Source organism: Streptomyces toyocaensis (assembly GCF_000725125.1).
GTDB lineage: Bacteria > Actinomycetota > Actinomycetes > Streptomycetales > Streptomycetaceae > Streptomyces > Streptomyces toyocaensis.
This window is the reverse complement of sequence record NZ_JFCB01000007.1, coordinates 1-18,984: the sequence shown is the minus strand read 5'-3', so window position 1 is coordinate 18,984 and position 18,984 is coordinate 1. Positions and strand designations below refer to the sequence as shown.

The 18,984-nt window shown below is 73.2% G+C and carries 13 protein-coding genes; 7 read left to right on the top strand and 6 right to left on the bottom strand.

Annotation, left to right across the window (positions count from 1 at the left end):
- Window positions 1-89: 89 nt before the first annotated feature.
- Window positions 90-1,565 (bottom strand): PucR family transcriptional regulator, encoded by a 1,476-nt coding sequence (locus tag BU52_RS10235; protein ID WP_200881172.1) that lies wholly within the window; start codon window positions 1,563-1,565, stop codon window positions 90-92.
- 185 nt (window positions 1,566-1,750) lie between these two features.
- Here BU52_RS10235 and BU52_RS10230 point away from each other — a divergent pair, with 185 nt between their 5' ends.
- Genes BU52_RS10230 through BU52_RS10220 form a run of 3 tightly spaced genes read left to right on the top strand, consistent with a single transcriptional unit; the run spans window position 1,751 to window position 5,935 of the window.
- Window positions 1,751-3,229 (top strand): sodium:solute symporter, encoded by a 1,479-nt coding sequence (locus BU52_RS10230; RefSeq protein ID WP_037931656.1) that lies wholly within the window; start codon window positions 1,751-1,753, stop codon window positions 3,227-3,229.
- A gap of 55 nt (window positions 3,230-3,284) precedes the next feature.
- A complete protein-coding gene (gene speB, locus BU52_RS10225; RefSeq protein ID WP_033274697.1) occupies window positions 3,285-4,253 on the top strand; it encodes an agmatinase in 969 nt (322 codons plus the stop codon).
- Window positions 4,250-5,935, top strand: coding sequence for a thiamine pyrophosphate-binding protein (locus BU52_RS10220; protein WP_037931653.1), 1,686 nt, complete (start codon window positions 4,250-4,252; stop codon window positions 5,933-5,935). Before speB ends, BU52_RS10220 begins: the two co-directional genes overlap by 4 nt.
- 78 nt (window positions 5,936-6,013) lie before the next feature.
- Here the strand turns inward: BU52_RS10220 and BU52_RS10215 are convergent, their stop codons facing one another.
- Window positions 6,014-6,835 carry an endonuclease I family protein gene (locus BU52_RS10215; RefSeq protein ID WP_037931650.1) on the bottom strand — a complete coding sequence of 274 codons (822 nt, stop codon included), beginning with the start codon at window positions 6,833-6,835 and terminating at the stop codon, window positions 6,014-6,016.
- Window positions 6,836-7,049: 214 nt separating this feature from the next.
- On the opposite strand from BU52_RS10215, the gene BU52_RS10210 reads away from it, so the two are divergent.
- The 3 genes from BU52_RS10210 (at window position 7,050) to BU52_RS10200 (ending at window position 12,790) form a co-directional block, all read left to right on the top strand.
- On the top strand, window positions 7,050-10,757 hold the full coding sequence (locus BU52_RS10210) for an ABC transporter ATP-binding protein (RefSeq protein WP_037931647.1): 3,708 nt from the start codon (window positions 7,050-7,052) through the stop codon (window positions 10,755-10,757).
- 116 nt (window positions 10,758-10,873) lie between these two features.
- The gene (locus BU52_RS10205; protein WP_037931644.1) at window positions 10,874-11,260 is read left to right on the top strand and encodes a hypothetical protein; all 387 of its coding nucleotides are present in this window, start codon (window positions 10,874-10,876) and stop codon (window positions 11,258-11,260) included.
- A 96-nt stretch (window positions 11,261-11,356) separates the two neighbouring features.
- The gene (locus BU52_RS10200; RefSeq protein WP_037931642.1) at window positions 11,357-12,790 is read left to right on the top strand and encodes a S28 family serine protease; all 1,434 of its coding nucleotides are present in this window, start codon (window positions 11,357-11,359) and stop codon (window positions 12,788-12,790) included.
- 13 nt (window positions 12,791-12,803) lie between these two features.
- Here the strand turns inward: BU52_RS10200 and BU52_RS10195 are convergent, their stop codons facing one another.
- From BU52_RS10195 to BU52_RS10185, 3 genes are all read right to left on the bottom strand, one after another.
- Entirely contained in the window at window positions 12,804-13,454 is a 651-nt protein-coding gene (locus BU52_RS10195) for a hypothetical protein (RefSeq protein WP_235216304.1), read from the bottom strand.
- A 143-nt stretch (window positions 13,455-13,597) separates the two neighbouring features.
- Window positions 13,598-15,442 carry a glycoside hydrolase family 3 protein gene (locus BU52_RS10190; RefSeq protein ID WP_037931639.1) on the bottom strand — a complete coding sequence of 615 codons (1,845 nt, stop codon included), beginning with the start codon at window positions 15,440-15,442 and terminating at the stop codon, window positions 13,598-13,600.
- Between the two features lie 358 nt (window positions 15,443-15,800).
- Entirely contained in the window at window positions 15,801-16,718 is a 918-nt protein-coding gene (locus BU52_RS10185; protein ID WP_037931636.1) for a LysR family transcriptional regulator, read from the bottom strand.
- Between the two features lie 146 nt (window positions 16,719-16,864).
- Here BU52_RS10185 and BU52_RS10180 point away from each other — a divergent pair, with 146 nt between their 5' ends.
- Window positions 16,865-17,782, top strand: a complete 918-nt coding sequence (locus BU52_RS10180) for an EamA family transporter (RefSeq protein WP_037931633.1) — start codon at window positions 16,865-16,867, stop codon at window positions 17,780-17,782.
- 127 nt (window positions 17,783-17,909) lie between these two features.
- Here the strand turns inward: BU52_RS10180 and BU52_RS10175 are convergent, their stop codons facing one another.
- Window positions 17,910-18,710, bottom strand: coding sequence for a sugar phosphate isomerase/epimerase family protein (locus BU52_RS10175; protein WP_037931630.1), 801 nt, complete (start codon window positions 18,708-18,710; stop codon window positions 17,910-17,912).
- Window positions 18,711-18,984 lie beyond the last annotated feature (274 nt).

Below are 18,984 nucleotides of genomic sequence, written 5' to 3'. Positions count from 1 at the left end.
TGCCCCGGGGGCGTCCCTGGCGTATCGCGCGCTGGGACGTGCGTCACGTACTCAGCCGGCTGCGTACGGATACTCAGCGCTCGGGTGGCTCAGGTGCGGCGCAGCGCGAACCACAGCTCCATCCGGACGTCCGGGTCGTCCAGGTCCGCCTCCAGCAGCGCCGCGCACCGTGCGATGCGCTGCCGCACGGTGTTGCGGTGCACGGACAGGGCCACCGCCGTGCGGTCCCAGCTGCCGTGCAGCGAGAGCCAGGTGCGCAGGGTGTCGTTAAGGGCCGGGACGGCCGCTATCGGCGCGAGCAGCGCCCGGGCGTGGGCGTCCGCGTCCCGCGCCGGGACGAGGTCGGCGAGGGCGGGGCGGTCGCCGTGCCGGACCAGCGGAGCGCGGGTGGCGCGGGCCCGGGCCAGGGCACGGGCCGCCTGCGTGTCGGCGGCCGGCCAGTCGGGCGGGGCCGCCGCCGCGCTCACGCCGAGCGTCCAGCCCGGCACCCGCTCCACCGTCCGCCCGTCGGGCACCAGTACCCGCACCACCTCGCCCGCCACGTCCACCAGCGACGAACCGAGGGCGGCGCCCAGCGCGGAGGCGGCCACCGGGTCCGGCGCCGCCCGCCCGTCCGGCCTGCCGTGCACCACCCGCCACCGGTCCCCGCCGAGCAGCGGCGCCACCTCCGCGGGCGCCGCGCCCAGCAGCAGCCGTACCAGCGCGGAGGAGCGGCCGGCGCCGGAGCCGCTGTGCCGTTCGCCGGTGAGCAGGGAGAGCAGCACGGCGGCGACGGACGCGATGGTGTGGTCGCCCGCGTCCCGCTGCGGGGCGGCCGTCCCCAGCACGAACCCCTCGCCGTTGCCCAGCGCGTGGGCGACCAGCCGCACCCCGGCCACCGTGTCGGACGCCGAGGAGGGACGGGCGTCCGACGGCTCCTGTCCCGACGGCCGCACCACCTCCGCGAGTTTCGCCAGCGCGGTCCGCGCCTCCGCGCCGGGGTCGGGTCCCGCGTCCGCGATCGGCGTGCCCTCGGGGCCGTACAGCACCGCGCGTCCGCCCAGACGGCGGGCGAGCTGCTGGAGGACGGCGGGGACCGGGTCGGGGCGGGCGGCAGCCGTGGCGAGGCTCTGCTGCGCCTCCGTGACCCGCCGCAGCTCGGCCGTGCGGGCCTGCGCCATCAGCTGCCACAGCGCCCGCGCCACCGCCGAGAAGGTGGTCCGCGGCGGCACCTCCAGCAGCGGCAGCCCGTGCATCTCGCACGCCTCCACCAGCGCCCCGGGCACCGTGTCGTGCACCGGCGCGACGCCGAAGCCGAGCGCCGCCCCACCCGCCGCGACGATCCGCGAGACGTACGCGTCGAAGTAGCCCGCGCCCGCGCCGTCCGGGATGTGTACGCCCGCCGACAGCAGCAGTTCGCCGCCCAGCAGGTACGGGTAGGGGTCGGCCATCTCCGAGGTGTGCGCCCAGTGCACGACGACCGCCGGGTCCGCGGGGCCGGCGATCCGGCGCAGGCCCAGGTCCGCACGGGCCAGCAGCGCGTCCAGGGGGACGGGAGGGGTGGGCGGAACAGTGGGGTCCGGCATGGTGGACGTTTCCTCCATCCCAAGCGGCCGATCTGGATGAAACGTATACTTCGCAGTCGCTTTTCGGCCACCTAAGGTCGGGTCACCGGCAACCCGCGGGTACGGGCGGATGTCCCCGCGCGGCGCCGGTGAGCGCGATCCGTCTGCACGACACGCCACCGACAGTGCGCGAAGGAGGCCCCCGCATGGCCGTGGACTACCTGGTCATCGTCGTCTATCTGGCCGGCATGCTGGCCATGGGCTGGTGGGGCATGCGCCGCGCCAAGTCCAAGAGCGAGTTCCTGGTGGCGGGCCGCCGCCTGGGCCCCGCCATGTACTCCGGCACCATGGCCGCCATCGTCCTCGGCGGCGCGTCCACCATCGGCGGCGTGGGCCTCGGCTACCAGTACGGACTGTCCGGCGCCTGGATGGTGTTCACCATCGGCCTCGGACTGCTCGCCCTGAGCGTCTTCTTCTCCGCCCGCATCGCCCGGCTGAGGGTCTACACCGTCTCCGAGATGCTCGACCTGCGCTACGGCGGCCGGGCCGGCGTCATCTCCGGCCTCGTCATGTGGGCGTACACCCTCATGCTCGCGGTGACCTCGACGATCGCCTACGCCACGATCTTCGACGTCCTCTTCGACATCAACCGCACCCTCGCGATCGTCCTCGGCGGCTCGATCGTCGTCGCGTACTCCACGCTCGGCGGCATGTGGTCGATCACGCTCACCGACATGGTGCAGTTCGTCGTGAAGACGATCGGCGTGCTGCTCCTGCTGCTGCCCATCGCCGTGGTCAAGGCGGGCGGGTTCGCCGAGATGAAGGCGCAGCTGCCCACCGAGTACTTCGACCCGCTGGGCATCGGCGGCGAGACCATCTTCACGTACGTGCTGATCTACACCTTCGGCATGCTCATCGGGCAGGACATCTGGCAGCGGGTGTTCACCGCCCGCAGCGACCGCACGGCCCGCTGGGGCGGCACCGTCGCCGGCACCTACTGCCTCGCCTACGCCGTCGCCGGCGCCGTCATCGGCACGGCCGCCAAGGTGCTCTACCCCAAGCTCGCCAGCCCCGACGACGCGTTCGCCACCATCGTCAAGGACGAGCTGCCGATGGGCGTGCGCGGCCTCGTGCTGGCCGCAGCCCTCGCCGCCGTGATGTCGACGTCGTCGGGCGCGCTGATCGCCTGCGCCACCGTCGCCAACAACGACATCTGGGCACGGCTGCGCGGCATCGTCCGCCCGGAGGGCGAGCAGCAGGACGAGGTCAAGGGCAACCGCGCCTTCATCCTGCTCATGGGCCTCGCCGTGATCGCCACCGCCATCGCCCTCAACGACGTCGTCCAGGCGCTGACCGTCGCGTACAACCTGCTGGTCGGCGGGCTGCTCGTGCCCATCCTGGGCGGGCTGCTGTGGAAGCGCGGCACCGCGCAGGGCGCCCTCGCCTCCGTCGCCGTCGGCGGCCTCGCCGTGATCGGTCTGATGGCCACGTACGGCATCCTCGCCAACGAGCCCGTCTACTACGGCCTCCTCGCCTCCCTCGCGGCCTACCTGGTCGTCTCCCTCGCCACCCGTCCGACCGACGCGGCCGTCCTCACCGCCTGGCGCGAACGCCTCGCCGGACGCGCCCCCGCGCCGGAGAACGCGTCCGAAACCGTGTCCGAACAGGTCCCGGCCGCCCAGTAGCATCGTGGGCAGTCAGCACATACGCGACGAAGCGTAGGAAAGAGAGCAGTCCTCCATGAGCAGCAACGAGACGCCCCGCGGCCCCGTCGACTCGTCCCGCGTACCGCGCTACGCGGGCCCCGCGACCTTCGCCCGGCTTCCCCGCCTCGACGAGGTCGGCCGCGCCGACGTCGCCGTCGTGGGCGTGCCGTTCGACTCCGGCGTCTCGTACCGGCCGGGCGCCCGCTTCGGCGGCAACGCCATCCGCGAGGCGTCCCGGCTGCTGCGCCCCTACAACCCCGCGCAGGACGCCTCGCCGTTCGCCCTCGCGCAGGTCGCGGACGGCGGCGACATCGCCGTCAACCCGTTCAACATCAACGAGGCCGTCGAGACGATAGAGGCCGCCGCCGACGACCTTCTCGGCACCGGCGCCCGCCTCATGACCCTCGGCGGCGACCACACCATCGCCCTGCCGCTGCTCCGGAGCGTCGCCAAGAAGCACGGCCCGGTCGCGCTGCTCCACTTCGACGCGCACCTCGACACCTGGGACACGTACTTCGGCGCCGAGTACACCCACGGCACGCCGTTCCGCCGGGCCGTCGAGGAGGGCATCCTCGACACCGAGGCGCTCTCCCACGTCGGCACCCGCGGCCCGCTCTACGGCAAGCAGGACCTCACCGACGACGAGAAGATGGGCTTCGGCATCGTCACCTCCGCGGACGTCTACCGCCGCGGCGCCGACGAGGTCGCCGACCAGCTCCGGCAGCGCATCGGCGACCGGCCGCTGTACATCTCCATCGACATCGACTGCCTCGACCCGGCCCACGCGCCCGGCACCGGCACGCCCGAGGCGGGCGGCATGACCTCCCGGGAGCTGCTGGAGATCCTGCGCGGCCTCGCCTCCTGCAACCTGGTCTCGGCCGACGTCGTCGAGGTGGCGCCCGCGTACGACCACGCCGAGATCACCTCGGTCGCCGCCTCCCACACGGCGTACGAACTGACCACCATCATGTCCCGCCAGATCGCGGAGGCCCGCGCCAAGTGACGCACGACCACGACCTGGAACTCCGCCCGACCCCGGCCCAGACGGAGGCCGCGCTCAACCCGCCCCCCGGCCGTACCGGCGGAGACCTGGTCGTGGAGACCCTGGCCGGGCTCGGCGCGACCACCGTCTTCGGCCTGCCCGGCCAGCACGCCCTCGGCATGTTCGACGCCCTGCGCCGCTCCGACCTGCGCTACATCGGACTGCGCGTGGAGAACAACGCGGGCTTCGCGGCCGACGCGTACGGCCGGATCACCGGAGAGGCGGCGCCCCTGTTGCTGTCCACCGGCCCGGGCGCCCTCACCTCGCTGGCCGCGCTGCAGGAGGCGGCGGCCGCGTCCGCCCCCGTACTGGCGATCAGCAGCCAGGTGCCGACCGCCGGTCTCGGCGGCGGACGCCACGGCTATCTGCACGAACTGCCCGACCAGTCGGCCTCGTTCCGGGGCGTCGTCAAGTCCGTGCACACGGTCCGTACGGCCTCCCAGATCCCGTCGGCGGTCGCGGCGGCCTGGAAGTCGGCGCTCACCGTCCCGCACGGGCCGGTGTGGGTGGAGATCCCGCAGGACGTGCTGCTCGCCGAGACGATGCTGCCGGTGGTGACGGCGATGGACGCCACCCCGGACGAGCTGCCCCCGCGCCCCGAACTGACCGCGCTGGCCGCACATCTGCTGTCCCGCGCCGAACGCCCCGCGATCATCGCGGGCGGCGGTGTCGTCCGCTCCGACGCCTCCGGCAAGCTGCGGCAGCTCGCCGAGCGGATCCAGGCGCCCGTGGTGACCACTCCCGGCGGCAAGGGCGCCTTCCCGTGGACCCACCCGCTGTCCCTCCAGTCCTGGATCGAGGACCGCCACACCACCGACTTCCTCGAGGACGCGGACGTCCTGCTCGTCGTCGGCTCCGGACTCGGCGAACTCTCCTCGAACTACCACACGTTCAAGCCGCGCGGCCGGGTCGTCCAGATCGAGGCCGACCTCGGCAAGCTGGAGTCCAACCACCCCGGCATCGGCATCCACGCGGACGCCCGCCTGGCCCTCCAGGCGCTCCTGGAGACGGTCGGGCCCCGCGAGGACGACACCGCCCCCGCGCGGGTGCGGGAGCTGCTGGACCGGGTCCGGGCCCGTATCGACGGGCAGGACCTGGCGCTGGAGCAGCAGGTGCTGACCGCCGTGCGGCGCGCCCTGCCGACCGGCTCGCCGTCCTTCTGGGACATGACGATCCTCGCCTACTGGGCGTGGTCCGCGTTCGACGCGATGGGTCCCAACCACCTGCACTCGGCGCAGGGCGCCGGCGGCCTCGGCTACGGCTTCCCCGCCGCCCTCGGCGCGGCGGCCGCCGACCCCACCCGCCCGGTGCTGGCGGTCTCCGGCGACGGCGGCGCGCTGTACTCGATCGCCGAGCTGGCCACGGCCCGCCAGTACGACCTGGACGTCACCTGGCTGATCGTCGACGACGGCGGCTACGGCATCCTGCGCGAGTACATGACGGACGCCTTCGGCGAGCCCACGGCGACCGAGCTGACCCGCCCGGACTACGTGGCCCTGGCCGAGTCCTTCGGCGTCCCGGGCCGGCGCACGACCCCGGAGACCCTGGAGCGGGACCTCGCGGAGGCCCTGTCCACCCCCGGCCCGTCGGTCGTCGTCCTCCCCGCGGTCCTGCGCATGTTCGCCCCGACGCACCTGGACTGAGGGCCGCCCTGCGAGACGGCCGCCCTCGTCGGCCACGGCGGCGCGGCGGGTCGCCGGTGCGCCGGCCGGCGCCCGGTCTTACCAGATCGCCTCGACCCACTCCGGGTGGTCGATGAACGGGTTGCGGTTGTGCTGGTACGACGCGTAGATGACCTCGTTGCGGTTCTGCTCGAACGCGCTCGGCGGGTCCTCCTGGTGCCACTGCTTCAGGACGGAGAGGCGGCCGTGGTACGGGTTGGTGCCGTTGGTGACGGAGTCGTTGGGCTCCAGGTCGGGCCAGCCGTCGGTGCCCTCGTAGCGGACCGCCATGTAGAGGATCATGCGGGCCACGTCGCCCTTGACGGCGTCGCGGGGCTCGAAGGAGTTCGAGTCGGTGAGGCTGCCGCCGCTGTTGGTGAACGAGCTGCCGCCGTTGTCGAAGTCCTTGTTGCTGCGGATGGAGTTGACCTGCACGTCTTCGGGGCGCAGGTGGTGCAGGTCGGTGCCGGGGCCGATGGAGGTGCCGAAGTCGCCGTGCGACTTGGCCCAGACGTGCTCGCGGTTCCAGTCGCCCACGTCACCGCCGTTGAGCGACTTGCTGCGGGAGATGCCCGAGTACAGCAGGATCACGTTGTTGCTGTTGTTCGGGTCCTGGTCGGTGACCTTCAGCGCCTCCCAGACCGCCGAGTACGACAGCTTCGTCTGGTCGCTGATGATCGTGTTCAGGGCGGACTTGAGGGCTGTGCCGGTCTTGCCGGCCGCGTCGTCGTAGTACGCCGGGTCGTAGGACGTCGCCGCCGTCGTGGCCGTCTCCGTCGCCGTGGCCGGGGTGGCGGTCACGGCGGGGGCGGCGAGGCCGGCGAGCACGGCGGCCGTGGCGAGTGCCACCGCCTTGCGGTGCGGTATGCGTATGGCGAGCATGTGGGGTGTCCGATCTACGCGGGTTGCACGAAGGTGATACCCGTGAGAGTGACATGCACATGCAGGCAGGTGGGTGTAGGGAACGTGGCGATTGCGTGACGAGAGTCCACTTCTACGCTCTGCGCGTACGCTCCCGATCACCGCGGAGGGATGAAATCCGCCGCCGGCCGCGTTGGTGCATTCCGGCAGAGCAGGACGATCGGAGGGCACCCGCGTGACACCGCAACGGGGATGGGCACGGCGACTGGCCGCATACGCGTGGCGTCATCCCAAGGACGTCGTCCTCGCGCTGGGCTCGTCCCTGGGCGGCATGGCCGTCATGGCGCTGGTCCCCCTGATCACCAAGGTGATCATCGACGACGTCATCGGCGACAGGACCAGGGACATGGCCACCTGGGCGGGCGCCCTGATCGGCGCCGCGCTCCTCGTCTACGTCCTCACCTACGTACGCCGCTACTACGGCGGCCGGCTCGCCCTCGACGTCCAGCACGACCTGCGGACCGAGATGTACGGGACGATCACCCGGCTCGACGGCAGACGTCAGGACGAGCTGTCCACCGGGCAGGTCGTCGGGCGCGCCACCAGCGACCTCCAGCTCATCCAGGGCCTGCTCTTCATGCTGCCGATGACCATCGGCAACCTCCTGCTCTTCCTGATCTCCCTGGTGATCATGGCGTGGCTGTCCCTGCCGCTCACCGCCGTCGCCCTCGCCGTCGCCCCCGCCCTGTGGTGGATCGCCACGCGCAGCCGCACCCGGCTGCACCCCTCCACCTGGTACGCGCAGGCGCAGGCGGGTGCGGTCGCCGGAGTGGTCGACGGAGCGGTCAGCGGGGTCCGCGTGGTGAAGGGCTTCGGGCAGGAGGAGCAGGAGACCGGCAAGCTACGGGAGGTCGGACGGCGGCTGTACGCCGGACGGCTGCGCACCGTCCGGCTGAACTCCCGGTACACCCCGGCGCTCCAGGCCGTCCCCGCCCTCGGCCAGGTGGCGATGCTGGCGCTCGGCGGCTGGCTCGCGGTGGGCGGGCACATCACGCTGGGCACCTTCGTCGCCTTCTCCACCTACCTCGCCCAGCTCGTCGGCCCGGTCCGGATGCTCGCCGTGGTCCTCACGGTCGGCCAGCAGGCCCGCGCCGGCACCGAGCGCGTCCTGGAGCTGATCGACACCGAGCCGTCCCTGACCGACGGCACCAGGGACCTGCCCGCCGACGCCCCGGCGACCGTCGAGTTCGACGACGTCTCCTTCGGCTACGACCCCGACCGGCCGGTCCTCGACGGGCTCTCCTTCGAGATCCGCCCCGGGGAGACCCTCGCCGTCGTCGGCACCTCCGGCTCCGGCAAGTCCACCGTGTCCCTGCTCCTGCCGCGCTTCTACGACGTCACCCACGGTGCCGTCCTCGTCGGCGGCCACGACGTGCGGGAGCTGACCACCGAGTCCCTGCGCGCCGCGATCGGGCTGGTCCCGGAGGACTCCTTCCTCTTCTCCGACACCGTGCGCGCCAACATCGCGTACGGCCGCCCGGACGCCACCGACGAGCAGATCGCCGCCGCCGCCCGCGCCGCCCAGGCGGACCGGTTCATCAGCGAGCTGCCCGACGGCTACGACACCACCGTCGGCGAGCACGGCCTGACCCTCTCCGGCGGCCAGCGCCAGCGCGTCGCCCTGGCCCGCGCGATCCTCACCGACCCACGCCTGCTGGTCCTGGACGACGCCACCTCCGCCGTGGACGCCCGCGTCGAGCACGAGATCCACGAGGCGCTCAGGAGCGTCATGCGGGGCCGCACGACGCTGCTGATCGCCCACCGCCGCTCCACCCTCAACCTCGCCGACCGCATCGCCGTCCTCGACGGCGGCCGGCTCGCCGACATCGGCACCCACGACGAGCTCCAGCGGCGCTCCGCCCTCTACCGGCGGCTGCTCACCGACCCCGACGAGCTGGGCGCCGTCTCCCCGGGCCACACCCCGCCCGCCGCGCCGCAGGAGGCGGACACCTCCGTCCGGGAGGAACTGGACGCCGAGTTCGACGCCGAGCGCGGGGTCACCCCCCGGCTGTGGACCGGCGACCGCGAACCCAGGGACGCCGCCCTGGCCGGCACCCCGGCCACCCCGGAACTCCTCGCCCAGGTCGAGGCGCTGCCCCCGGCGGACGACGTCCCCGACGTCGACGAGGCCCGGGCCGTCCGCCCGGAGGACTCCTACGGCCTGCGGCGTCTCCTGCGCGGCTTCGGGGCGCCCCTCCTCATCAGCCTCGGCCTGGTCGCGGTGGACGCCGGCATGGGCCTGCTGCTGCCGGTGCTGATCCGGCACGGCATCGACCGGGGCGTCACCCAGGCCGCGCTCGGCGCGGTCTGGGCGGCCGCCCTGCTGGGCCTGCTCACCGTGATCGTCCAGTGGGCGGCGCAGACCGGCGCGTTCCGGATGACCGGACGCACCGGCGAACGGGTCCTCTACGCGCTGCGGCTGAAGATCTTCGCCCAGCTCCAGCGGCTGGGCCTCGACTACTACGAGCGCGAGCTGACCGGCCGGATCACGACCAGGATGACGACCGACGTCGACGCGTTGTCGACGTTCCTGCAGACGGGCCTGGTCACGGCGTTCGTCTCGGTGGTCACCTTCTTCGGCATCATGGTCGCCCTGCTGGTGATCGACCCCGGGCTCGCCCTCGTCGTCTTCGCCACCCTGCCCCCGCTGATCCTCGCCACGTACTTCTTCCGCCGGGCCAGCGTGAAGGCGTACGAACTGGCGCGGGAGCGGGTCTCGGGCGTCAACGCCGACCTGCAGGAGTCGATGTCCGGGCTGCGGATCGTGCAGGCGTTCCGCCGTGAGGGGGACGGCAGGCGCCGGTTCGCCGAGCGCAGCGCGAGCTACCGCAGCGCACGCATCCGGGGCCAGTGGCTGATCTCGGTGTACTTCCCGTTCGTGCAGTTCCTGTCCTCGATCGCGGCCGTGGCGGTGCTGGTCGTGGGCGGCGGCCGGGTCGACGACGGGACCCTGGCGATCGGCTCGCTGGTGGCGTACCTCCTCTACATCGACCTGTTCTTCGCACCCGTGCAGCAGCTTTCCCAGGTCTTCGACGGCTACCAGCAGGCGTCCGTCTCGCTCGGCCGCATCCAGGAGCTGCTGCGGGAGCCGGCATCCACCCGGGTCCCGGCGAAGCCCCTCCCCGTCACCTCCCTGCGCGGCGAGATCGCCTTCGAGGACGTCCACTTCGCGTACGGCGACGGCGAGGAGGCCCTGGAGGGCATCGACCTCACCGTCCCCGCCGGTCAGACCGTCGCCTTCGTCGGCGAGACAGGCGCGGGGAAGTCCACCCTCGTCAAGCTGGTCGCCCGGTTCTACGACCCGACGGGCGGGCGGGTCACCGTCGACGGCACGGACCTGCGGGACCTGGACCTCACCGCCTACCGGCACCGGCTCGGTGTCGTACCGCAGGAGGCATACCTGTTCCCGGGCACGGTCCGCGACGCCATCGCCTACGGCCGCCCCGACGCCACCGACGCCGAGGTGGAGGCGGCGGCCCGCGCGGTCGGCGCGCACGAGATGATCGCCACGCTGGACGGCGGCTACCTCCACGAGGTCGCCGAGCGCGGCCGCAACCTCTCCGCCGGCCAGCGCCAGCTGATCGCGCTGGCCCGCGCCGAACTCGTCGACCCCGACGTGCTGTTGCTCGACGAGGCCACGGCCGCGCTGGACCTGGCCACCGAGGCGCAGGTCAACCAGGCGACGGACCGTCTGGCGGGGCGCCGTACCACCCTGGTGGTGGCCCACCGCCTGACCACCGCCGCCCGCGCGGACCGGGTGATCGTCATGGACGACGGCAGGGTCGCGGAGGACGGCACGCACGAGGAACTGCTGCGGCGCGGCGGCCGGTACGCCGCTCTGTGGCGGACGTTCGTCGGCGAGGACGTGCCGGCACCGGCGTGAGCGGGCTGCCCCGGCCGGGGGGCCGTCAGGGGCCCCGCGCAACCATCCGGCCTACGTCATGCGTCCGTACACGCGTACGCCGCCTGACGCGGCAGGTGCGGTACGGGAGGACGACTGTGGGCAGTGGAGCGATACGCCGGCGACTCGCGCTGGGCCTTGCGGTGCTGACCGCCTCGGGACTGCTCGCCGTCGCCGCGCCGGCCGAGGCGCAGGCGGCCGCGCACTGCCCGGGGCGCAAGGTGCGCACCCTGCCGTTCACCACGGGCTCCGTGGTCGTCTACAAGCGCGGCGGCTACGTCTGTGCCGTCACCCTCGCCAAGAAGCCGGGTGCCAAGCGGAAGATGTCGGTGAGCGTGCGGGCACGCGGCGGCCGGCCGGTGGTCGACGAGGGGCGTTACCAGCACCACGCGGGGCCGGTGACCGTGCACGCCGGCCGCCGCTGCGTGTGGGTGAAGGGCAGGGTCGCCTCAGGGTCCGTCAGCTCCGGATGGATCCTGTGCTGAGCCTGCGGTGACCGAGGGTTTTCCCTAGGTCCCCTGGTGCTGGGGGGAGTTGGTCGAGTAGCTTCCGGCGCACATCTGTCTCACAGGGGAGTGCGCATGCGCAAGGCGCTCAGATGGCTGCTGGCGCTCACGGTGCTCATAGGCACACTGAGTACGGCCGGGGCGGCCACCGCCGCCGAGCCGGAGGCCACCGGCACCACTGACATCAAGGAGAGGCTGCTCTCCGTTCCGGGCATGAGCCTGATCGAGGAGAAGCCGTACACCGGGTACCGGTTCTTCGTCCTCAACTACACCCAGCCGGTCGACCACCGCAGGCCCTCCCAGGGCACGTTCCAGCAGCGGATCACCGTGCTGCACAAGGACACCGCGCGGCCGACCGTCTTCTACACCGGCGGCTACAGCGTCTCCACGACGCCCCGCCGCGCCGAGCCGACCCGGATCGTGGACGGCAACCAGGTCTCCATGGAGTACCGCTTCTTCACCCCGTCGCGGCCCGAGCCCGCCGACTGGTCGAAGCTGGACATCTGGCAGGCCGCCAGCGACCAGCACCGCATCTTCAAGGCGCTGAAGGGGATCTACTCCGAGAACTGGATCTCCACGGGCGGTTCCAAGGGCGGCATGACCGCCACCTACTACGAGCGCTTCTACCCGCGTGACATGGACGGTGTGGTCGCCTACGTCGCCCCCAACGACGTGGTGAACAAGGAGGACTCGGCCTACGACCGCTTCTTCGCCGGCGTCGGCACCAAGGAGTGCCGCGACCGGCTGAACGCCGTCCAGCGCGAGGCGCTGGTGCGCCGGGAGCCGCTGAAGGAGAAGTACGAGGCGCTCGCCGCCGAGAACGGCTACACCTTCACCACCATCGGCGGCCTGGACCGGGCCTACGAGGCCGTCGTCCTCGACTACGTGTGGGGCTTCTGGCAGTACAGCACCCTCGCCGACTGCGCGGACATCCCGGCGGACGCCGAGAACGCCACCGACGACGAGATCTGGACCTCGATCGACACGATCTCCGGCTTCGGGTTCTACACGGACCAGGGCCTCAGCCCCTACACGCCGTACTACTACCAGGCCGGCACGCAGCTGGGCGCGCCCACCATCCAGTTCCCGCACATCGAGAAGAAGTACATCCGCTACGGCTACCAGCCGCCACGCAACTTCGTGCCCCGTTCGATCGACATGGAGTTCGAGCCCTGGGTGATGCGCAGCGTCGACAACTGGGTCCGTGACAACGCCCGCCACATGCTGTTCGTGTACGGCGAGAACGACCCGTGGGGTGCCGAGCCGTTCCGTCTGGGACGCGGCGCGCGTGACTCCTACGTCTTCACCGCGCCCGGCATGAACCACGGCGCGAACGTGGCCGGACTGGTCGCGGAGCAGAAGGCGTTCGCCACGGCCCGCATCCTCGACTGGGCGGACGTCGCCCCGAGCGCGGTCCAGGAGAACCCGGCGGCGGCGAAGCCGCTGGCGAAGTTCGACGCGAAGCTCGACAAGCGGGACGTCGAGAGGCAGCACACGCTGCGGCCGTAAGGCGCGGGCGGGACTACACCGGGCGGGCGCAGCCCACCGGTGCGGTCCCGCCGAGCCGGACGTAGAGGGCCGTGGACGCCGGGCAGTCGGACCGGGTGTCCACGGCCTTCGTCACCTTGAACTCGGGCTCGTGTTCGCCGCTGCCGTCGCAGGCCGTCTCGCGGACCTTGCCGTCGCCGAGGGAGTGCACGCAGTCGCCGACGATGGTGCGCGGCCCGCCCCCGCCGCCCGGGTCCCCCGGGTGCGGCGGCTGGAGGTGGCGCATGCAGGCGTAGCCCCGCGGCACCACCCCGTCGCCGTCCTCGTCGAAAGCGGGGCGCCGCTCGCTGATGTGCAGCACGAAGTCCGTGGTCGCCGGGCAGCGCGGCCCGTCGCGCGCCGTCCCGTCGTGGCGGGCGACCACCCGGGCCGCGGCCCGCTCACCGGCGCAGGACACCTCGGTGAAGCTGGTACGGCCGAAGGAGCTGCACTCGTCGACCGCGAGGAACACCGCCCCGTACCCGGACGGCCGGGCCGCACCCGGCGGCACCGTGGCCGCCCGTCCGCCCGGCCGGTCCCCTCCGGCGCCGCCGCCCGGCGCACCCTGGCAGCCGGTGAGCAGCACGGCGCACACCGCCGCGTACGCGGCCGGCGACCGCCACCTGTTTCCCACGTGCATCGTCATCCCCCGGACACCCCCGTCCAGCGTGACCCGGCCCGCAGGGGGCACGCCAGACATCCGGGGGGCTTTCACCCCATTGGGGAGGGTGCGCCGGGCGTGTGACGTACGGGCGCTACGTCCGGCGGGGGAGGGGGTCCGACCGGCGGCTAGTACCTCAGCCCGTGCCCGACGGGGTACAGCACCGTCGTCGGGTCGTCGGCCCGCTGCACCGGGACCGGCAGCGTCCCGCGCGGGTTCACCCTGCCCGCGATCACCCGGGCCGCCGCCCGCAGTTCGACGTCGGTCCAGGAGTACGACGCCAGATACGCCCGCACGCCGGGGAGGTGGGCCACGTCGTAGGGGTTGCGGACGGCGACCGCCACCACCGGCTTCCCGGTGGCCAGCAACTGCTCCACGAGCGTCTTCTGGCTGCTGGAGGCGCTGACGTTGTACGTCCCGACGACCACCGCGTCCGCCTCCTGGGCCGCCGCCACCGCCTTGGCGACGGTCGCCGGGGACGGTGCCGTGCCGGTGGACAGGGCGGTGGCCGTGAAGCCCAGCTCGGTCAGGGCGGCGGCGAGGACCCCGGTCGGCGGTCCCGTCGTGCCGGACGGGGAGGCCGGGTCGGCGCCGACCACCAGCAGTCTCGGCCGGCTGCGCCGGGACAGCGGCAGCAGTCCGCCCTCGTTGACCAGCAGGGTGGTGGTGCGCTCGGCGATCCGGTCGGCGCCGGCCAGGTGCGCGCGGGTGCCGACGGTCCGGTCGACGCCGGCGTGGGAGACGTACGGGTCCGTGAACAGGCCCAGTCGCGCCTTCAGGCGCAGCACCCGCAGGATCGACTCGTCGAGCCGGTCCTCGGTCAGCTCGCCGTCCCGCACCGCCCGCAGGACGGCGTTCCACGCGACGTCCAGGGACGGCGGGTTGAGCAGCTGGTCCACGCCCGCCTTGAGGGCCAGCACCGGCACCCGGTCGTCGCCGTACTTGGTACGGACGCCCTCCATGCCGAGGGAGTCGGTGACGACCACGCCGTCGTAGCCGAGTTCCTCCCGGAGGATGCCGGTGAGGATGGGGCGGGACAGGGTGGCGGGGTCCTCGGAGCCGTCGAGGGCCGGCACGACGATGTGCGCGGTCATGATCGAGTCGATGCCCGCGGCGATCGCCGCACGGAACGGCGGCGCGTCGAGCCGCTCCCACTGCTCGCGGGTGTGGTGGATGTACGGCAGCTTGGCGTGGCTGTCGTCGACCGTGTCGCCGTGTCCGGGGAAGTGCTTGGCCGTCGACGCGACGTGCGACGACTCGTAGCCCCTGACCTCCGCGGCGACGAGAGAGGCGACGGCCTCGGGGTCGGAGCCGAAGGAGCGGACGCCGATGACGGGGTTGGCCGGGTTGACGTTGACGTCGGCCACGGGGGAGTAGTTCTGGCGGATGCCCAGGGCCCGCAGTTCGCGGCCCGCGATCCGGCCGAGGCTGCGGGCGTCGGAGAGGGAGCCGCCCGCGCCGATGGCCATCGCCCCCGGGAACAGTGTCGCGGGCTCGCCCACGCGGGCCACGATGCCGTGCTCCTGGTCGGTGGAGATGAGCACGGGCAGCCCGCGCGGCAGGCCGAGGGAGGCCTTCTGGATGCCGTTGGACAGGTCCGCGATCTGGTGCGGGGCACGGGTGTTGTGCGCCCAGGCGAAGTAGATGATGCCGCCGACCCGGTACCTGGCGAGCAGCTCGGCGGCCGTGCGGACGCCGATCTCCTTGAGGTTGGCGTCGATGTCGGCCTGGTCCGGGTCGGTGGCGGAGTGGCCGTAGACCCGCATCACGAACAGCTGGCCGACCTTCTCCTCCAGGGTCATGCGGGAGATGAGGGCGCGCAGCCTCCTGTCGTCGGGGGTCGCCGGGCCGGCGGCCGCGTGGACGGTCGCGCCGGCCGCCAGCGCGGTGGTGACGCCCGCCGTCGCGGCGATGACGGCGCGTCTGGACGGACGTGCGGTGCTTCCCGTGCTTCCGGTGCTGCTGTCGGGCACGTGCGCTCCTTTGGAAGGTGAATCCGCGGGGGGCCGGGGATCCGCTGAAGGACATCCTTGAAGGAAACTGCCAGGGGGTCACCAATATCCGGGAAGTTTCTGCCAGTCAAGGGAATGCGCAGCGGCCGGGGTGGGGCCGTCACCGGCGCGACGGGAGGGGGCGCGCACCGGTGACGGCATGCTGCCGGCCGCGGTACGGCGGAGAGGGTGGGCCGGCGACCGCTGCCGGCAGCGGTCGCCGACACCGCACCACGGAGGACTCGTCCGGCAGCCTGCCCCTGGGACGGACCGGGGCGGCGACCGGTTCCCCGCACGGTCCGGACTCCCCTGAGCCGGGACCGCCGGGTGCCGACGTCGGTCAGCGGGGCGTGTGCGCCGACACCTCGGGCCAGTGCCCGCGCAGCGTGCGGACGGTCTCCGCGATCGCCGGGCGGCGGGCCGCGCCGGTGCGCCACAGCGCGTACAGCCGCCGTACGGGCATGGGGTCGAGCGGTACCTCCACGACGCCCGCGGGCAGCGGACCGCGCCCCAGCCGGGGGATCAGCGCGATGCCGAGCCCGGCCGCGACCAGGGCGACCAGGGTCGGGTTCTCGTCGGCCTGGTGGACGATCTCCGGCTCGTGCCCGGCCGCGCGCAGGGTGCGCACCAGCCACTCGTGGCAGACCCGCCCCGGCGGCTGGCAGATCCACCGCTCACCGCCGAGCTCCTCCCGCCGCACCGCCGTACGTCCCGCGAACGGATGCCCCTCGGGCACCAGCAGGTCGCACAGGTCGTCCCCGATGACCGCCTGCTCCACGCCCGCCGGGGCGGGCAGCGGCGCGATGTCCCAGTCGTGCGCGACCACGAGGTCGACGGCGCCCTTGGCGACCAGGTCCACGGAGAGATGGGGGTCGATCTCGGTGAGCCGGGTGTCGAGCGCGGGATGCCGGCGGGCCAGGTCGGCCAGCACGGGCGGCATCAGACCGCGTGCCGCCGAGGCGAACGCGGCGATGGCCAGCCGCCCGGCCGGCACCCCGCGCCGCTCCTCCAGCTCCGTCTCCGCCCGCTCCACGATGGCGATCAGCTCCCGGGCGGCACGCACCAGCTGGTGCGCCTCGTCGGTCAGCCGGACGCCCCGGCCCTCCCGCTCCAGCAGCACGGTCCGGGTCTCCCGCTCCAGCTTGGCGATCTGCTGGGACACGGCGGACGAGGTGTACCCGAGCGCCACGGCGGCGGCACCGACGGTGCCGTGCACCGAGACGGCGTGCAGGGCGCGCAGACGCTGCAGGTCGAGCATGACGGCGGCTCCCCGTCGGTCGGTGGTGCTTCATCGGTCGGTGGTGCTTCACCGGTTAGCGATGCTTCACCGGTTAGCGATGCTTCATCCAACCATGCAGGAATCGTCGCTGGTGCTGAAGTGTGACGGGCGGTGATCCTCGACGTATGCGACCTTCCCACGTGCTCCTCGCCGTCCTCGTCACCGCCGTGTGGGGAGTGAACTTCACCGTCATCGAGGTCGGACTCGACCACTTCCCGCCGCTGCTCTTCTCCGCCCTGCGCTTCCTCGTGGCGGCGCTGCCCGCGGTGTTCCTCGTGGGGCGGCCCAAGGTCGCGTGGAAGTGGATCGTGGGCGTGGGGCTGGCGCTGGGAGTGGCCAAGTTCGGGCTGCTGTTCGTCGGCATGGACGCCGGGATGCCGGGCGGGCTGTCGTCGCTGGTGCTGCAGATCCAGGCGGTGTTCACGGCCCTGTTCGCCTTCGCGCTCCTCGGTGAACGCCCCACCCGCGTCCGCCTGCTGGGCATGGCGGTGGCACTGGCCGGCATCGGCGTCGCGGCGGTCGACGAGGGCACCTCGGGCCCGCTGGCCGGCTTCGCCCTGGTCGTCGCGGCGGCGGCCTGCTGGGGCGTCTCCAACATCCTCACCCGCAAGGCGGCACCCCCGGACGCCCTGAACTTCATGATCTGGGTGAGCACCGTGCCGGTGCTCCCGCTGCTCGCCCTCTCCCTGCTGCTGGAGGGCCCCTCGGCCGGCCTCGACGCGCTGCGCGGCCTGGACTGGCCGGGCGTGGGCACGGTGCTCTTCGTCGCCTGGGGCGCCACGGTGTTCGGCTTCGGCGCCTGGGGCTGGCTGCTGCGCCGTCACCCCGCCTCCACGGTCGCTCCGTTCTCCCTGCTCGTCCCGGTCTTCGGCATGTCGTCGGCCGCCCTGTTCCTGGGCGAGTCGGTGACTCCGCTGCGGTGGTGCGCGGCGGCCCTGCTGGTGGGCGGGGTGGCACTGGCGTCGGTGACGTTCCGCCGTCCGGCGGCGGTTCCGGCCCACCGGGCGGAGACGCCCGCGGAGCCCTCCCCGGCCGCCCGGTGAGGAGGATGGATCACCCCGGGAAGCGAAACACCTCAGCGGCGCGGGGAACCGCGCGACCAGCCACGGCGTGGCCGCGCCCGCACACGCGCGGACCGCTCCCGGGGTTCTCCTCCGCGTCCCCTGAGGGTCAGGCTGACTCGTTCAGCAGCCGTGCCAGGTGTTCGCGACCCGGCGTGAGCAGCCCCGGCAGCGGCGCGGCACCGTCGTACCAGCGCTTCTCGTACTCCCAGCAGAGCCAGCCGTCCCAGCTGTGCCGGGACAGGACCTCCACGACGTCGGTCAGCGGCAGGACACCGGCGCCGAGCGCGAGCGGGGTCCTGTCGTCGGCGGAGGCGACGTCCTTGACCTGGACGTAGCCGAGGTGGGGGGAGAGCGCCGCGAAGCTCTCCAGGGGCTGCTCACCGCCGAGCCAGGTGTGCATCACGTCCCACAGGGCGCCCACCTGGCGGTGGCCCACCAGCCCGAGGACCCGCATCGCGTCGGCACCGGTGCGGTGCGAGTCGTGGGTCTCCAGCAGGATGCGTACGTCGACGTCGGCGGCGTGCTCGGCGGCCGTGCCCAGCCGCCGTGCGGCCGTCGCGTCCGCCTCCTCCGGGCTCTGCCCGGCGTCGCCGCCCGGGAGGACCCGGACGAAGGGCGCGCCGACGTCCCGGGCGAGGTCGAGGAGGTCGCGCAGCTCGGTGAGGACGGGTTCGTCCTCACCGGGCGCGGCGACCCGGGTGTACCCGGCGAGGCCCAGGATCTCGACGCCGGCCGTCCTGAACCCGGCTGCGACATCGGCACGCTGCCCGGGGGTGAGCCCCGGGTGGACGGGTTCCTCGGGGTGGGCGCGCAACTCGACGCCGTGGTAGCCGTGCGTGGTCGCGAGGGCCGTCACCTCGGAGAGGGGCAGACCGGGAACGCCGAGGGTGGAGAACGCCAGCTTCATGAAAACGGACCCTACCCGCGACGTCCGCCCCGACTCCTCCTAGCCACTCCGTTGTCGCCTCCCCCACCCGCCGACGACGAGCAGGCCCCGCACCCCGAACCGCCGGGCCGTGCCCGATCACCCCCGCGGCCCCGCCGCGCCCTGAACTCTCCGCGCACAAGCGGTCCCGCTCACCCGGACACCCTCAGGGGCGCGGGGAACTGCGCGCCCAGCCCCCACGACCCGCACCCGCCGACGACGAGCAGGCCCCGCACCCGGAACCGCCGGGCCGTGC

Excerpts from the sequence above, each read along its gene's own strand:
- BU52_RS10180 (WP_037931633.1), top strand. The coding sequence starts at position 16,865 with ATGCGACCTTCCCACGTGCTCCTCGCCGTCCTCGTCACCGCCGTGTGG.
- BU52_RS10230 (WP_037931656.1), top strand. The coding sequence starts at position 1,751 with ATGGCCGTGGACTACCTGGTCATCGTCGTCTATCTGGCCGGCATGCTG.
- BU52_RS10200 (WP_037931642.1), top strand. The coding sequence starts at position 11,357 with ATGCGCAAGGCGCTCAGATGGCTGCTGGCGCTCACGGTGCTCATAGGC.
- BU52_RS10215 (WP_037931650.1), bottom strand. The coding sequence starts at position 6,835 with ATGCTCGCCATACGCATACCGCACCGCAAGGCGGTGGCACTCGCCACG.
- BU52_RS10195 (WP_235216304.1), bottom strand. The coding sequence starts at position 13,454 with ATGACGATGCACGTGGGAAACAGGTGGCGGTCGCCGGCCGCGTACGCG.
- BU52_RS10185 (WP_037931636.1), bottom strand. The coding sequence starts at position 16,718 with ATGCTCGACCTGCAGCGTCTGCGCGCCCTGCACGCCGTCTCGGTGCAC.
- BU52_RS10175 (WP_037931630.1), bottom strand. The coding sequence starts at position 18,710 with ATGAAGCTGGCGTTCTCCACCCTCGGCGTTCCCGGTCTGCCCCTCTCC.
- speB (WP_033274697.1), top strand. The coding sequence starts at position 3,285 with ATGAGCAGCAACGAGACGCCCCGCGGCCCCGTCGACTCGTCCCGCGTA.
- BU52_RS10235 (WP_200881172.1), bottom strand. The coding sequence starts at position 1,565 with ATGCCGGACCCCACTGTTCCGCCCACCCCTCCCGTCCCCCTGGACGCG.